This is a genomic window from Bordetella genomosp. 11 (assembly GCF_002261215.1).
Classification (GTDB): Bacteria; Pseudomonadota; Gammaproteobacteria; order Burkholderiales; family Burkholderiaceae_B; genus Bordetella_C.
The window spans coordinates 1,074,711-1,089,888 of the sequence record NZ_NEVS01000004.1 but is presented as its reverse complement, the minus strand read 5'-3'; the positions used below and the strand labels follow the sequence as shown (position 1 = coordinate 1,089,888).

The 15,178-nt window shown below is 66.2% G+C and carries 13 protein-coding genes; 9 read left to right on the top strand and 4 right to left on the bottom strand.

Annotation, left to right across the window (positions count from 1 at the left end; genetic code table 11):
- The first annotated feature begins 16 nt into the window (after nucleotides 1-16).
- From CAL28_RS12500 to CAL28_RS12475, 6 genes are all read left to right on the top strand, one after another.
- The gene (locus CAL28_RS12500; protein WP_094844577.1) at nucleotides 17-1,771 is read left to right on the top strand and encodes a PAS domain-containing sensor histidine kinase; all 1,755 of its coding nucleotides are present in this window, start codon (nucleotides 17-19) and stop codon (nucleotides 1,769-1,771) included.
- Nucleotides 1,768-2,394, top strand: a complete 627-nt coding sequence (locus CAL28_RS12495; RefSeq protein ID WP_066635243.1) for a response regulator transcription factor — start codon at nucleotides 1,768-1,770, stop codon at nucleotides 2,392-2,394. The genes CAL28_RS12500 and CAL28_RS12495 overlap by 4 nt, the downstream gene beginning before the upstream one ends.
- The gene (gene folD / locus CAL28_RS12490) at nucleotides 2,391-3,239 is read left to right on the top strand and encodes a bifunctional methylenetetrahydrofolate dehydrogenase/methenyltetrahydrofolate cyclohydrolase FolD (protein WP_094841685.1); all 849 of its coding nucleotides are present in this window, start codon (nucleotides 2,391-2,393) and stop codon (nucleotides 3,237-3,239) included. The genes CAL28_RS12495 and folD overlap by 4 nt, the downstream gene beginning before the upstream one ends.
- Nucleotides 3,240-3,645: 406 nt before the next feature.
- Complete coding sequence (locus CAL28_RS12485) at nucleotides 3,646-5,709, top strand: M3 family metallopeptidase (protein WP_094844576.1); 2,064 nt, start codon at nucleotides 3,646-3,648, stop codon at nucleotides 5,707-5,709.
- Nucleotides 5,710-5,713: 4 nt separating this feature from the next.
- A complete protein-coding gene (locus tag CAL28_RS12480) occupies nucleotides 5,714-6,412 on the top strand; it encodes an SCO family protein (protein ID WP_094841684.1) in 699 nt (232 codons plus the stop codon).
- A gap of 115 nt (nucleotides 6,413-6,527) precedes the next feature.
- Nucleotides 6,528-6,782, top strand: coding sequence for a GlsB/YeaQ/YmgE family stress response membrane protein (locus CAL28_RS12475; protein WP_094841683.1), 255 nt, complete (start codon nucleotides 6,528-6,530; stop codon nucleotides 6,780-6,782).
- Between the two features lie 742 nt (nucleotides 6,783-7,524).
- Here CAL28_RS12475 and CAL28_RS12470 read toward each other — a convergent pair.
- A complete protein-coding gene (locus tag CAL28_RS12470; RefSeq protein ID WP_094841682.1) occupies nucleotides 7,525-7,743 on the bottom strand; it encodes a hypothetical protein in 219 nt (72 codons plus the stop codon).
- Between CAL28_RS12470 and CAL28_RS12465 the strand changes: the two genes are divergently transcribed.
- Nucleotides 7,727-9,562, top strand: a complete 1,836-nt coding sequence (locus CAL28_RS12465) for a hypothetical protein (protein WP_094841681.1) — start codon at nucleotides 7,727-7,729, stop codon at nucleotides 9,560-9,562. The genes CAL28_RS12470 and CAL28_RS12465 overlap by 17 nt on opposite strands.
- A gap of 108 nt (nucleotides 9,563-9,670) precedes the next feature.
- Here the strand turns inward: CAL28_RS12465 and CAL28_RS12460 are convergent, their stop codons facing one another.
- The 3 genes from CAL28_RS12460 to CAL28_RS12450 form a co-directional block, all read right to left on the bottom strand.
- Nucleotides 9,671-11,089 (bottom strand): dihydrolipoyl dehydrogenase, encoded by a 1,419-nt coding sequence (locus CAL28_RS12460; protein ID WP_094841680.1) that lies wholly within the window; start codon nucleotides 11,087-11,089, stop codon nucleotides 9,671-9,673.
- 63 nt (nucleotides 11,090-11,152) lie between these two features.
- Nucleotides 11,153-11,881, bottom strand: a complete 729-nt coding sequence (locus CAL28_RS12455) for a glutathione peroxidase (RefSeq protein WP_094841679.1) — start codon at nucleotides 11,879-11,881, stop codon at nucleotides 11,153-11,155.
- Nucleotides 11,882-12,009: 128 nt separating this feature from the next.
- The gene (locus CAL28_RS12450; protein ID WP_369597668.1) at nucleotides 12,010-12,213 is read right to left on the bottom strand and encodes a heavy-metal-associated domain-containing protein; all 204 of its coding nucleotides are present in this window, start codon (nucleotides 12,211-12,213) and stop codon (nucleotides 12,010-12,012) included.
- A gap of 182 nt (nucleotides 12,214-12,395) precedes the next feature.
- Here CAL28_RS12450 and CAL28_RS12445 point away from each other — a divergent pair, with 182 nt between their 5' ends.
- Together CAL28_RS12445 and cueR are read left to right on the top strand one after the other, a co-directional pair.
- Nucleotides 12,396-14,792: a heavy metal translocating P-type ATPase gene (locus CAL28_RS12445; RefSeq protein WP_094841678.1), complete on the top strand. Its 2,397-nt coding sequence runs from the start codon at nucleotides 12,396-12,398 to the stop codon at nucleotides 14,790-14,792.
- Nucleotides 14,789-15,178, top strand: coding sequence for a Cu(I)-responsive transcriptional regulator (gene cueR, locus CAL28_RS12440; RefSeq protein WP_094841677.1), 390 nt, complete (start codon nucleotides 14,789-14,791; stop codon nucleotides 15,176-15,178). Before CAL28_RS12445 ends, cueR begins: the two co-directional genes overlap by 4 nt.

Genomic DNA, 15,178 nt, shown 5'->3' with positions numbered 1-15,178 from the left:
TCCCACGACCATCGCCATGGCCAGCGCACCCAAGTCGAATATACCCACGCCGTTCCACGACCATGCCCGCTTGCGCAGGCGGGGCCTGTATTGGCTGACGCCCGTCCTTGTACTCGTACTCTATATATGTGTCATGGGCGTGTTCTTCTGGCTGCAGCGCATCCACGACGACAGCGTCATGTTCGTCACGATAGACCAGGAGATGCGGCAGCAGCGCCTGCTATGGATCGTCCTGGCGCTGTCCTGCGTGATCATCATCAGCCTGCTGATGCTATGGCGCTACACCCGCTTCCGGTCCCATGCCGAGGCGGCGCTGATCGCCGAGACCGGTTTCCGGCGCGCGATGGAAAACTCCATGTCCACCGGCATGCGCGTGCTGGACATGGAAGGCCGCATCGCCTACGTCAATCCGGCATTCTGCCGCATGATCGGCTGGAACGAAGCGGATCTCCTGGGGCGCAGCCCGCCCTTCCCCTATTGGGTGCCGGGCCGCCACGATCAGCACCAGCACACCCTGGATATCCTGCTGTCCGGCAAGACGCCCAGCAGCGGCCTGGAAGTGGAGGCGCAGCGGCGCGACGGGTCGCGCTTCACCGCGCGCATGTATGTGTCCCCGCTGCTGGACCCGAACGGCAACCAGATCGGCTGGATGACGTCGATGACCGACATCACCGAGCCCAAGCGCATCCGCGAAGCGTTGACGGCGGCGCACGAACGCTTCATGACCGTGCTGGAAGGCCTGGACGATGCGATCTCGGTTACGGCCGATACCCACGATGGCCTGGAACTGCTGTTTGCCAACCGCACCTACCGCCGGGTCTTCGGCGCGCAAACGGGCGGCCATGACGAACTGCTGGCCGGCCGGCGCGGCCGCTTCACCGACGAATCGGTCGAGGTCTTCGCCCCGTCGGTGCAGCGCTGGTTCGAAGTCCACCATCGCATGCTGGCCTGGACCGACGGCCGCCGGGTGCGCCTGCAGGTGGCGCGCGATATCACCGAACGCCGCCAGCACGAGGAAGCCTCCCGCGTGCAACAGGAAAAAATCCAGCTCACCAGCCGCCTTACCACCATGGGCGAAATGGCGTCGTCGCTGGCGCATGAGTTGAACCAGCCGCTGACCGCCATCACGAACTACAGCATGGGCGCCGTGGCGCTGGTCAAGGCGGGCCACACCAATCCCCGCATGCTCCTGCCGGCCCTGGAAAAAGCCGCCGCGCAGGCCGAACGCGCCGGCAAGATCATCAGCCGCATCCGCGAATTCGTGAAACGCAGCGAGCCGCGCCGCCAGCGCGTCGCCATCGCCGGCATTGTCGACAATGCCATCGGCTTCGCCGAGATCGACGCGCGCAAGCGCCGCATCCGCATCGAACGTTTCGTGCCCTCCAACGCGCCGGACGTGCTGGCCGATCCCATCCTGATCGAGCAGGTACTTTTGAATCTTCTGAAAAACGGCCTGGAGGCCATGGAAAACAGCGACTCCGACGAATTGAAAGTCGCCGTCATCCTGCACGAACAGCACATCGAAGTCGCGGTGGTCGACCGCGGCCATGGGCTGGCCGATCCCGAAAGGCTGTTCGAACCGTTTTTCAGTACCAAGGCCCAGGGTCTGGGCATGGGCTTGAATATCTGCCGTACCATTATCGAGTCGCACCACGGCCGCCTCTGGGCGGATCCCAATCCCGCGGGCGGCACGATCTTCCGCTTCACCCTGCCCTGCGCGGCGCCACAAGCACAGACGCAGAACGACCAGTCCGAGGAGCTTCACGCATGAACACCCCAAATCCGTCCAGCACGGTATTTATCGTCGACGATGACGAAGCGGTACGCGATTCGCTGCGCTGGCTGCTGGAAGCCAACGGCTATCGCGTGCGCGCCTACGCCAGCGCGGAAAGCTTTCTGGAAGACTACGATCCCAACCAGGTCGGCGTGCTTATCGCGGATGTCCGCATGCCCGGCATGAGCGGACTCGAACTGCAGGAACAATTGATCGCCCGCAAGGCACCGCTGCCCATCGTGTTCATCACCGGCCACGGCGACGTGCCGATGGCCGTGACGACCATGAAGAAAGGCGCGATCGACTTCCTGGAGAAACCCTTCAATGAGTCGGATCTGCGCGAGATCGTGGCCCGCATGCTCGAACAGGCCACGCAGCGCGTGTCCAAATTCCAGGCCCAGCGCGATCACGAAGCCATGCTGGCCCGCCTGACCGCGCGCGAACAGCAGGTCCTGGAGCGCATCGTGGCCGGCCGCCTGAACAAGCAGATCGCCGACGACCTGGGCATCAGCATCAAGACCGTGGAAGCGCATCGCGCGAACATTATGGAAAAACTGGAAGTCACCACCGTGGCCGACCTGATGAAGGTGGCCCTGGCGAAACCCGAGGCACACGCATGACGGCACGCATTATCGATGGTTCGGCGCTGTCCCAGCGCATCCGCGACGACGTCGCGTATCGCGTGGCCGAACTGGCGAAGCAAGGGGTGCGGCCGGGCCTGGCCGTCGTCCTGGTGGGCGATAACCCGGCGTCGCAGGTGTATGTCAGGAATAAGGTACTGGCCTGCGAGAAAGCCGGCCTGCATTCGGTCAAGGAGCAGTATCCCGCCACCATGAGCGAAGCGGAATTGCTGCAACGCATCGCCGTGCTGAACGGAGACCCCACCATCCACGGCATCCTGGTGCAGCTGCCTTTGCCGCCGCATATGGACGCCCACAAGGTGATCGAGGCCATCGCGCCGGAAAAGGACGTCGACGGCTTCCATATCAGCAACGCCGGCCTGCTCATGACCGGCCAGCCGCTGTTCCGGCCCTGCACGCCCTACGGCGTGATGAAGATGCTGGAATCCGAAGGCGTGGCGCTGCGCGGCGCCGAAGCCGTGATCGTGGGCGCCAGCAATATCGTCGGCAAGCCGATGGCCATGCTGCTGCTCGCGGCCGGCGCCACGGTGACGCTGTGCAATTCCAAGACGCGCGACCTGGCCGCCCACACCTCGCGCGCCGATGTACTGGTCGTGGCCACCGGCAAGCCGGGCATCGTCACCGGCGCCATGATCAAGCCCGGCGCCGTGGTGATCGACGTGGGCATCAACCGCGGCGAGGACGGCAAGCTGCGCGGCGACGTGGATTTCGACAGCGCCGTGCGCGTGGCGGGAGCGATCACGCCCGTGCCGGGCGGCGTCGGTCCCATGACCATTGCCATGCTGCTCGTCAATACGGTGGAAGCCGCCGAACGGCTGCGGTAGAGGCCCCCCCCGAAGCGCTGCGCGCTTCCCCCCCAGGGGGCGACGCTGGCGGACCGGCGGAGCCGGATCCGCGGCGTCCCCGGTCTGGCGACGTCCGCTTTATTCTGAGCTAGAGGCCCCTGTCGAACCGCTGCGCTTCCCCCAGGGGGCGACATTGGCGGACCGGCGGAGCCGGATCTGCGGCGTCCCTGGTCTGGCGACGTCCGCTTTATTCTGAGCTAGAGGGCCCTGTCGAAGCGCTGCGCTTCCCCCCAGGGGGCGACATTGGCGGACCGGCTGAGCCGGATCCGCGGCGTCCTTTGATCGGGCTACACCGTTTCAGCTTCGCGGGGCGGCGCGGCCCTTGCAACCTATGCGGGCCGTCTCCATCTACACTGCATTGTTGTCGTCCCACATCGAGCTGAACATGAGCGTGAATCCGCTACTCGCCCCCGCCGAAGACCTGGTGGACTATGCCGCCGTCAAGCCCTCGCACATCGTGCCGGCCATGGACACCTTGCTGGAGGTGGCGCGCCAGGCGGTGGACCGCGCCGCCGATCCGGCACTGCCCGCCACCTGGGAAGCCGTGATCGAACCCCTGGACTCCACCTCCGAACGGTTGTGGCGCGCCTGGTCCGTCGCCGGCCACCTGAACGCCGTGGTCAACACGCCGGAGTTGCGCGAGGCCTATAACGCGGCACTGCCCAAGGTCACCGATTTCTCTACCTGGGTCGGACTGCACGAGGGCCTGTACCGGCAGTACCAGCGCTTGCGCGCCGCGCCCGCCTTTGCCTCGTGGAGTCCGGTGCGCCAACGCGTCATCGAACTGGCGCTGCGTGACTTCCGGCTGAGCGGTGTGGAGCTGCGCGGCGCCGACCGCGATCGCTATGCCGAGATCTCGGATCGCGAGGCCCAGACTTCGCAGAAGTTCTCCGAAAACGTGCTGGACGCCATCGACGCGTGGTCGCTGCTGGTCGAGGACGAAGCCCGCCTGGACGGCGTGCCGGCCGACGTCAGGCAGGCGGCGCGCCAGGCGGCCGAAGCCGACGGCAAGCCGGGCTGGAAGCTGACGCTGAAAATGCCCTGCTATCTTCCGGTCATGCAATACGCCCGCGACCGCTCGCTGCGGGAAACGCTGTATCGCGCCTACGGAACGGTGGCGTCGGAGCTGGGCGACAGCCAGTTCGACAATTCGCCGCTGATCGAGGAATTGCTGTCGCTGCGCGCGGAGGAATCGCGCCTGCTGGGGTTCCGCAACTTCGCCGAACTGCGCCTGCAGACCCGCATGGCGCGCAGCGCGGAACAGGTCATCGCCTTCCTGCGCGATCTGGCCGGCCGCGCCCGTCCCTATGCCGAACGCGACCTGGCGCAACTGCGCGACTATGCGCGGCAGGAGCTGGGCATGGACGACCTGCAGCCCTGGGACGTGACCTACGCATCGGAACGCCTGCGCGAAGCGCGCTATGCGTATTCCGAGGACGACATCAAGCAGTACTTCACCGAACCGCGTGTGCTGGCGGGTCTTTTCCAGGTCATCGAAACCCTGTTCACCGTGCGCCTGCGCGAAGTTCCGGTGTCGGCCTGGCATCCGGATGTGCGTGGGGTACGCGTGGAACGGCCCGACGGCGACCTGGTGGGCTATCTGTACCTGGACCTGCACGCGCGCGCCGGCAAGCAAAGCGGCGCATGGGTCGACAGCGAGCGCAGCCGGCGCCTGGCGGCGGGCACGCTGCACACGCCGGTTGCCTACCTGACCTGCAATTTCTCGCCGCCGAACGGCGGCAAGGCGGCGCTGCTGACCCACGACGACGTCATTACGCTGTTCCACGAAACGGGACACGCGCTGCACGCCCTGCTGTCCGAGGTGGATGAGCCCGGTGCCGCCGCCTTCGCGAGCGTGGAGTGGGACGCCATCGAACTGCCATCCCAGTTCATGGAAAACTTCTGCTGGGAATGGCCGGTGGTACAGCGCCTATCCGCCCACGTGGACAGCGGCGAACCGCTGCCGCGCGCGCTATTCGACAAACTGCTGGCCGCGCGCAACTTCCAGAGCGGCATGCAGACGGTGCGCCAGATCGAGTTCGCGTTGTTCGACATGCTGCTGCACGACCGGCCCGACGGCGCCGATATCCGTTCCGTGCTGGATCTGCTGAACGAAGTCCGCCGCGAAGTGGCGGTGCTGATGCCGCCGGCCTGGCATCGCATGCCGCATAGTTTTTCGCATCTGTTCGCGGGCGGCTATGGCGCCGGCTACTACAGCTACAAGTGGGCGGAAGTGCTGTCCGCCGACGCGTATGAGGCCTTCGAAGAGGCAGCCCGCGGCGGCGACCAGGGCACGCTGGATGCGCAGACCGGGGCACGCTTCCGGCGCGAGATCCTGGCGGTGGGAGGGGCGCGGCCGGCGGCGGATTCCTTCAAGGCCTTCCGCGGCCGCGAGCCGCGCATCGACGCGTTGCTGCGCCACAGCGGCATGACCGCCCTGCAGGAGTAGCGCCATGCGTCGAACCGCCATGCCGCGCTTCGCCCTGCCCGGCTCGGCCGCCCCGCTATGCACCGGGCCGGATGCCGGCCCCGCGGTATGGGCGCGCGCCGGCGCCTTCCTGTCGCGCCTGGCAGTCGCGATCGCGGCCATTTTTCTGGCAGCCGCCGCCCACGCGGCCCCGCAGCCCGCGATCTACGACATCCATGGCCATCTTCCGGACCTCCGCTTCTCCTTGTCCGGCGCGCAGGGCCACTCCGTCAGCCAGGATGACGTCAAAGGCAAAACGGTATTGCTGTTCTTCGGCTACGCCAGTTGTCCCGACGTGTGCCCAACCACGATGGCGCAACTGGCCGATGTGATGAACCGGCTGGGAGAAGACGCCGCCAATGTCCGCATTCTTTTCATCAGCGTGGATCCGCACCGCGACACCCCGGATGGATTGCAAGCTTATGTGAACGCCTTCAACAGCAATGCCATCGGCCTGACCGGCACGGAAAGGCAGATCGCCGATGTCGCCCGGCGGTATCGCGTCTCTTACCAGATCGATAAACCCAAACCCGGTGCCGACCCGAAGGTCTACAACGTCACGCACAGCCGCGGTGTGTATATCTTCGATCGCGAGGGCGAAGCCCGTCTACTACTGTCGGACAGCAGCTCCACGGAAGAGATCGTTGACGCGCTGCGCAAGCTGATCGGGGGCTCGCGGCGTTAATACAACAGGGCAATCTGTTGTTACATGACATGGACGACCCCGCCACCCCGCCGCCGCTATGATGGCCCGTGTTGCTGTTCCCCTTGGACGCGTATCGAAACGGAAAGGAGCACGTATGGAAATCATCATCATGATCATCGTGGGTTTCATCGTCGGCCTGATCGCGCGCGCGCTCATGCCCGGCAATCAATCCATGGGCATTATCCTGACGAGTATCCTGGGCATCGTCGGGGCCGTCGTGGCCGGATTCCTTGGCCGCACGCTGGGCTGGTACGGGCCCGGCGAACCGGCTGGGTGGATCGCTTCGGTCATCGGCGCGATCATTGTCCTGTTCGTGGTGGGGATGTTCACACGTCGCCGCGGCGCCTAGCCCCCTGCCGGCCCGCGCCGGCCAGCCGCTTGCCCGAAAAGCCGCGCTGCATCGCAGCGCGGCTTTTTTTCGTTTGTTCAACGCCACGGGCACGCCTGACTCGTCCACACGATCAGGGCCGCAATGCCCGCGTCGACCGTACCCGTATGGTCTTTCCAGGTGCGGCGCTTCTTTCCTGGCACACCGGCACGGACATCCTCGACAACAACCACCCGGAAAAAGCAGGCGGGTCCTGTCGACACATGAAGGAATCAACCCGCGGGGAATTGCACGCATGCCGCATTGGCGATGACGTCACAGTGTTCCGGGACGACGCATAGCCGACCGGCAACCCTGCGCCAGATCGCCACCGCATCCTCCACCACGCCGTGCCGGGATCCGACCGTCCGCCCGTCAACGCACTCGCCTGTATCAAGGGAATCCCACCGATGCCAGATCATCTCGTCCTGACGCCATCCGCGTCTGCCTCTTATTCATTCGCCCCACCCGCCGGATCGCCAGGACACACAGGCGGTGCGTTCAAACCGGAAGCCGTATGCCAACGCCCCGCCAGGGCGTCCTCGGACTGCTCGCGACGGGCGCGACCCGCTTCGTCCATCATCGAGACGCCCCCTTTCCGGCTCTCCGCCGGGCGCGCGTCCGGGACGGTATTGCGCCACGCGCCATTGCGCCCTGGAAGAAAAGCGCACGACGATGCGCCCACGTCTTCCCCAAGCAGCGACAGCCTGGCCAGCAGCGGCTATCACGGCAGCACCGGCAGCATCAGCCTGGCGCCGTCCATCGCCAGCGTGTCGTCTTCGGTCTTCACGAGCAACGACAGCCTGTCCACCTTCCCGCGGCCTTCCAGCCAGTTTCGCGCAAGCAGCGAGATCAGCATAACGCTGGTCGACGACACGGCAGGTGCCGCGTTGCCCGCACTTCCGGCCTCGCATCCCGTGACCAGCGTGGCGACGGCAACCATTACCGATCCCAGCGCCATCACCGAGAAGGTGCTGCGCACGGCCGAATCCATCGTGTCCCTGGATCGGGCGCCCCTGGTGCGGGCCGCCGTGGACGCATTGCTGGACGAATGCCCGGCTTCCGACAGCATCGGGCCCACCCTGCCGGCCCCGCCGCAGTCCTTCAGCACCGCGACGCCGGAACCATCCCCTGCCGAGCGGCCGACGCCCGGCTCGCGGCTTTATATCGTGGGCCGCGATATCCATAGCCACCTGTCCGAGCGAACAGCCGGCTGGCACGAACGCGCGGCGTCGAGCATCGTGCAAGCCGCGCGGATGCTGGCGGACGGCGTCGAACGCAATACGATCGAATTCAATTTCATACGGATGTCGCTGGCCCAGGCACTTAACCACTTCGGGCCGCGAACCGGCTCCCCCGCCTCGACGCCGGGCGACAATGACCGTGCCGTTCCCGCCACCGCGGAACAACTGGATGCGCTGGACCGTCCCGGGCGGCTACGCGATCCCGAGAACGCGGATCGCCGCAAGCTCGATGCAGCCCTGGATATCGCCCTCCCCGGCCACGCCGATCCTAAAGTGCGCCGTTTGGCCGGGCGCATTGTCGACCTGGTGGCGGAAATGGCCAACGAGGCGTTCAGGCAGCGCCTGTACCGTGACGAGGTCGAGCATTTGGTGGCCGCCAGCGATCGGAACGACCTCGATGCCATGCATAAGGCGTTCATCCAAATGTACGGGCTCGACCGGTCCTTCGCCTCCCCCTATCGGAGCGACCTGGACCGCTGCGTTGCGCTGGTCGACAGCCTGCCGCCGTCCGTGCAGGAAGACTTCATGCGCACTTTCGCGCTGTCGGCGCAGGTCTCCCCGACGCACGGATTGGGGCGCTACCTGGATACCATCCTGGCGGGCACGGCACTTCCCGACGAGACCAGCGAACGGTTGCGATCCGATCTTCGGCGCTTCATGATGGATCTCTTCGCAGCTGCCGAACGGCTGGCCGGCGCGCGCACCGGCACCGCGCCGGCGGCAAGAACAACGGGTGCGCGCACGACGGCGACATTGCTCGACATGCCGCCGCCAGCCCGCCCAACCGTACGGGCTGTCGCGCTTGGGATCTGGCGCCGTATCTTTCCCGGCACTCGCCTGGAACGCGCGAAACGCCAGGTCTTCCAAGCCATCAAACGACAAGCCGCCTCCGCGAGGCTGCTGACCAGATCGGAATGGCAAGCGCTCGAGAATGCCATGCGGGAACTGGCTCGCCTGCAGCGACCACCCGCCCGTTATGCCGATGTCGTCCAAGCCTGCGTCGGCACGCTGACACCGGGCGAATGCATCGCCCTGCACCACGTGGTCGAAACCTATCCCTTCCTGAAGGTGGACGATCCCGAAGGCCGTCGCATCATGCCGGCTCCGCAAAAGCAACACCTCCTGGCCCTGGATGCGGCACTGACCATGGAATCGGCGACGCGCCACGCCGTGCCGGTGGTGGCCCAGGCGGTCGAAGCACTGCGAGGCGATCGCCGCTCCCCGCGTTTCCTGGACGCGCTTGAAGCCTTGTCGGACTGCCTGGACAAACACGCCGCCGACTTGCCGGATGCCCGGGCCTTGTGCGAATCGGCGCTGCGACGTCTCGCCCTGCCATCCCGCGATGTCCATGCAGCGCTGGAACGGCTCGCAACGCTGACGGCGCAGGGGCGCTTGAAGGACGATATCAAGGCAGAGCAGATCAACAACCGCAAGGCTTCGAACCCGCGGATGGAAACGATCAGCCTGATGCCGGCGCTGCGTGCCCTGGGCGCGGCGCTCGAGCACCGCGCCGCCTGACACCGTGTCACGGTGCCGCCCCTTGGCCGCGCGCCACCGCTGAAAGACAAACGGCCTGCCGTGTTACCGGCAGGCCGCAAGGCCACGGGCGCGCCGCGAGCGGCACACCTATGCAGCGTTAGCCAGCGCCGGCTCTTGCGCCCGGACCTGCGCTTCGGCGTCGCGCAGCGCGGTGCGCAAGCCCTCTTCAACCACCGGGTGGTAGAACGGCATCTCGAGCATGCGGGCCACGGTCAGCTCCTGCTGCAGCGCCCAGGCCAGCAAATGGGCCAGGTGTTCGACGCTGGGACCGACCATCTCGGCCCCCAGGAACCGGCCGGTGCCGCGTTCCGCATATACGTGCAGCCGCCCCTTGTTCTTCAGCATGACGCGCGAACGTCCCTGGTTGCCGAAGTCCACCTCGCCGGTGACATAGTTCCCCTCGGGCAAGCGGTTGTAAGGCGTGCCGACCACCGCGATCTGCGGATCCGAAAACACCACCGCCATGGGTGCGCGGCGCAAGCCCGCCTGGACCTGAGGAAAACTGGCGGCGTTTTGTCCCGCGATACGGCCTTCGTCCGCTGCCTCGTGCAGCAGGGGCAGATCGCTGTTCGCATCGCCGGCGATGAAGATGGGCGACTTGCCCGCCTGCATCGTGTAGCGGTCGTATTCCGGAACACCCGCCGCGTTCAACTTCAGGCTGGTGTTCTGCAGGGACAAATTGCCCACGTTGGGCCGACGCCCGGCGGCGACGAGGACATAGTCGAAATGCTCGACGCGCTCCGTATTGTCCAGCGCGACGTAGCGCACACGCGCCCGGTCGCCATCTCGTGACGTTTCCAGTACGCGCGCATCGGGATCCAGGTAGAACTCTTCCTGGAAAGCCTTCTTCGCGCTTTGGCGCACGGCGGGATCGGTGATACCGCCCAGGCTGCCGCTGACACCGAAGACGCGGACACGCACACCCAGCCGCGCCAACGCCTGTCCCAGTTCCAGCCCGATGACGCCGGGCCCGAAAACCGCGACGCTGCCCGGCAGGTCGTCCCAATAGAAGACGTCATCGTTGACCACCAGCCTGTCGCCCAGCGCGTGGAAGGACGCGGGAACGGCAGGCGTCGAGCCGGTCGCGATCACCACGCTGCGCGCATGCACCTCGGTATGGTCATCGACGCGCAGCACCGTGTCCGTAACGAACCGCGCATAGCCTCGCAGCTTGTCCTCGGCGGGAATGTTCTCCACGCCTTCGAGGACGAAGCCCACGAAGCGGTCGCGTTCCCGCTTGACGCGGTCCATGACCTCGCGTCCATCGACACGCACCTTGCCGTCCACGTGCACGCCGAAGGGCGCGCCATGCGCGGCGGCATGTGCCGCCTCGGCGGCCGCGATCAGCAGCTTGGAGGGCATGCAGCCGATCCGCGCGCAGGTCGTGCCGTATTGCCCGCCCTCTATGATCACGGCGCGCTTGCCCGCGGCCACCGCCGCGCGATAGGCGCCCAGGCCCGCAGTGCCGGCGCCGATAACGGCCACATCGGTGTGCAAGGTTTTCATGCGTAATCCTTATGATGCTCGGATGATGTTATTGCGAGGTCATGTCCGTCCGCGGCCGGAGGCTCAGGCGAAATGCGCCTTGAGTTCTTCCAGGCCGCCGATCAGCGCGCCATTGATGAAGACCTGCGGCGCGGTGGCCTTGCCCGACACGGCACCGATCACCCGGCCACGCACTTTGTTTTCGAGCGGGATGTCGATCGTCGCGTAACCCTTGCTATCCAGCAGCGCCTTCGCTTCGATGCAGAACGGGCAGCCGGGCTTGGAAAACACCACGACCTGATCCGGCTTGCGGGCCTCGGGGGCAAGGTAGTTCAGCATGGTATCGGCATCGGAAACTTCGAAAGGATCGCCGTCCTTTTCCGGTTCGATGAACATTTTTTCGACCACGCCGTCGCGCACCAGCATGGAATAGCGCCAGCTGCGCTTGCCGAAGCCCAGGTTGCGCTTGTCGACCAGCATCCCCATGCCTTCGGTGAAGTCGCCATTACCGTCCGGCAGCAATGTGATGTTCGACGATTCCTGGTCCTTCGCCCATTCGTTCATGACGAAGGTGTCGTTCACCGAAACGCACACGATGCTGTCGACACCGTTGGCGAAAAAGGCGGGCGCCAATTCGTTGTAGCGCGGCAGGTGCGTGGACGAGCAGGTCGGCGTGAAAGCGCCGGGCAGCGAAAAGACGACGACAGTCTTGTTCTTGAAGATATCGTCGCTCGACACCTGTTTCCACGCGTTGTCTTCGCGGACGGGGAAAGTGACGTTGGGAACACGTTGGCCTTCGCGGGCTTGCAGCATCGGTAAATCTCCGGATTCGGGTTGGGGCAAGGACGCCATGGATGAATAATAAATATCCTCTATCGAAACATCAAATTTAATAATTCTTATAAATCGATAGCTTGCTTCAATGACGCCCCTCCACAGGGCTAGACCGGCGTGGGCGTGTAGCCCGCGCCCCGTATTGCGCGTTCCACGGTCGGCTTGTCTTCCGTGCCGGTCACCGTCACGCGGTGATCGGACAGTTCCACCCGAACCGCCGCGCCAGGCAGGGCTTCGGTTACCGCCCGGGTAATCGCCTTGACACAGTGATCGCAGGACATGTCGGGGACTTGATATTGCAGGACCATCATGACTCCTTCAAGCGGATAGCGGCGACGTGCCGCCTTCACGCGGGGCGATACGCCCCGACGATGTTGAAAGGCTACACCTTCCTATGATGGCAAGGTCAACACCGCGCTGGCGCTGCCCGTGGCTTGACCTTACCATTATGGGAAGGATCAGACTAGGCAGCATTCTTTATCTGGAAGCCGACATGAAACCCTCTCCCGAACCCGGCGCCGGCCTGGATCTGTCCATAGAAGGCATGACCTGCGCGTCCTGCGTCAAGCGTGTCGAAAATGCCTTGTCCGCCGTGCCCGGTGTGCGCGCCGCCAGTGTCAACCTGGCCACGGAGCGCGCGCACGTCGCCTTCCAGCCAGCCGGCGACGTCACGGCCGACGCCCTGGTCGCCGCGGTGGCCAAGGCAGGCTACGGCGCCAGGGCCCTGGTCCGCGACGAGGACGAAACGGCACGCCAGGCCCAGGCCCGCGAAGCGGAAGCCCGCCGGCTGGGCCGCCGTTTTGCCCTCGCCCTTCTGCTTACCCTGCCCGTCTTCTTCCTGGAAATGGGCGGGCATATCTTTCCCGGCCTGCATCACAGCCTAAATATGTACGTCGGCACGGCGCGCCTGTGGCTGCTGCAATGGGGCCTGACCACGCTGGTACTGGCCGGTCCCGGCCGCGATTTTTTCCTCAAGGGCGGCGCCGCCCTGGCGCGTGGCGGTCCCGACATGAACTCGCTGGTCGCGGTGGGCGCCGGCAGCGCGTGGCTGTATTCGGCGGTAGCCACTTTCGCGCCCCAATGGCTGCCCGAGGATGCGCGACACGTGTATTTCGAGGCTGCCGCGGTCATTGTCACGCTGATCCTGCTGGGACGCCTGCTGGAAGCCCGCGCCAAGGGCCGGACCGGAGCGGCAATCGCGCGGCTGGCATCGCTGCAGCCGCGCCAGGCCAGGGTCCTGCGCGGACAGGACACGGTGGACGTCCCCATCGAATCGGTGCGCGCGGGCGACGTGGTGCGGATACGCCCCGGCGAAAAAATCCCGGTCGATGGCAAGGTGCTGGACGGCACATCCTTCATCGATGAGTCCATGATCACCGGCGAACCGATACCCGTGGAGAAGCGCGCTGGCGACGCGGTCACCGGCGGCACCCTCAACACGCAGGGCACGCTGACCGTCCAGGTAACGCACACCGGCGCGGACACGGCGCTGGCGCGCATCGCCCGCATGGTGCAGGATGCCCAGGGCGCCAAGCTGCCCATCCAGAGCCTGGTGGACCGCATCACCTACCGTTTCGTGCCCGCCATCATGGCGGTGGCCGCCGTGACGTTCTTCGCCTGGCTGGCGTTCGGCCCGCAGCCTGCCCTGCCGCAGGCGCTGGTGCACGCGGTCGCCGTGCTGATCGTCGCTTGCCCCTGCGCCATGGGACTGGCGACACCCATGTCCATCATGGTGGGAACCGGCCGGGCCGCCGAGATGGGAGTCCTGTTCCGCCAGGGCGACGCGTTGCAAAGCCTGCGCGACGTCAAGACCGTTGCCTTCGACAAGACGGGCACCCTGACGCTGGGCAAGCCCGCAATGACCGATATGGCAATGGCGCCGGGATTCCGCCGCGAGGACGTGCTGGCGTGGACGGCGTCGGTACAGGCCGCTTCGGAGCACCCGATCGCCTCGGCAATCGTCGCCGCGGCCCGGACCGCGGGGCTGGCGACGTCGCCTGTCGGCGACTTCCTCGCCATCGCCGGCGCGGGCGTGCGCGGCGATGTGGGGGGACACCGCCTGCTTGTGGGCGGCGAACGGCTGATGCGCGAACACGGCATCGACGCCGGCACCCTGGCCGGCATGGCGGACGATTGGGCGCGGGCCGGAAAAACCGCCATCTACGTGGCCGTCGACGGCACCGCCGCGGCCGTCATGGCGGTGGAAGACCCCATCCGCGAGACATCGGCGGCGGCGATCGCCGCCCTGCGCGAGGCCGGCGTACGCACCGTGATGATTACCGGCGACAACCGCCACACCGCCCGGGCGGTCGCCACCGTGCTGGGAATCGACGACGTGCGCGCCGAAGTCCTGCCGGAAGGCAAGGTCGAGGCGGTGCGCGCGCTGCGCGAGCAAGCCGGCGGGCATGGCGGCGCGGCGAAGTCCGGTGCAAAGGCGGAGCGTCCCCTGCTCGCTTTTGTCGGCGACGGCATCAACGATGCTCCCGCGCTGGCGGCGGCCGATGTCGGGATTGCCATCGGGACGGGGACCGACGTCGCCATCGACGCCGCGTCCGTGGTGCTGATGGCGGGAGATCCGGCGGGCGTGCCGCGGGCCATGGCGATCAGCCGGGCGACGCTGGCCAACATCCGCCAGAACCTGTTCTGGGCCTTTATCTACAACGTTGCGCTGATCCCGCTCGCCGCGGGGCTGCTGGCGCTGTTCCATGGACCCTCGCTGTCGCCGGTTTTCGCGGCGGCGGCGATGGCCCTGTCCAGCCTGTTCGTGGTCGGCAATGCCCTGCGCCTGCGGGCCTTCGACGCCCGCGGCCAGGGGGCGCTCCCGCGCGCCGGCCGCGCACGCGCGGGCGATCGCGGCGCGGAGCTTCCATCCGGAGCGAAAACATCATGAATATCGGGCAAGCGGCAACGGCATCCGGCATCACTGCCAAAATGATCCGCTATTACGAAAGCATCGGGCTGACACGCGCACCGGAACGCACGGAGGCCGGCTATCGCATCTATGGCGACCATGACGTGCATACGCTGCGGTTCATCAGGCGCGCACGCGACCTGGGATTCTCCGTCGAACAGATGCGCGACCTGCTGGCCCTGTGGCGCGACCGCAGCCGGGCCAGCGGCGATGTGAAACGGATCGCCATGGAACATGTGGCGGCGCTCGAGCGCAAGGCGCGCGAGCTGCAGCAGATGGCCGACACGCTGCACCACCTGGCGGACCATTGCCATGGCGATAGCCGCCCGGAATGTCCCATCATGGACGAACTGGCCGCGGGCTGA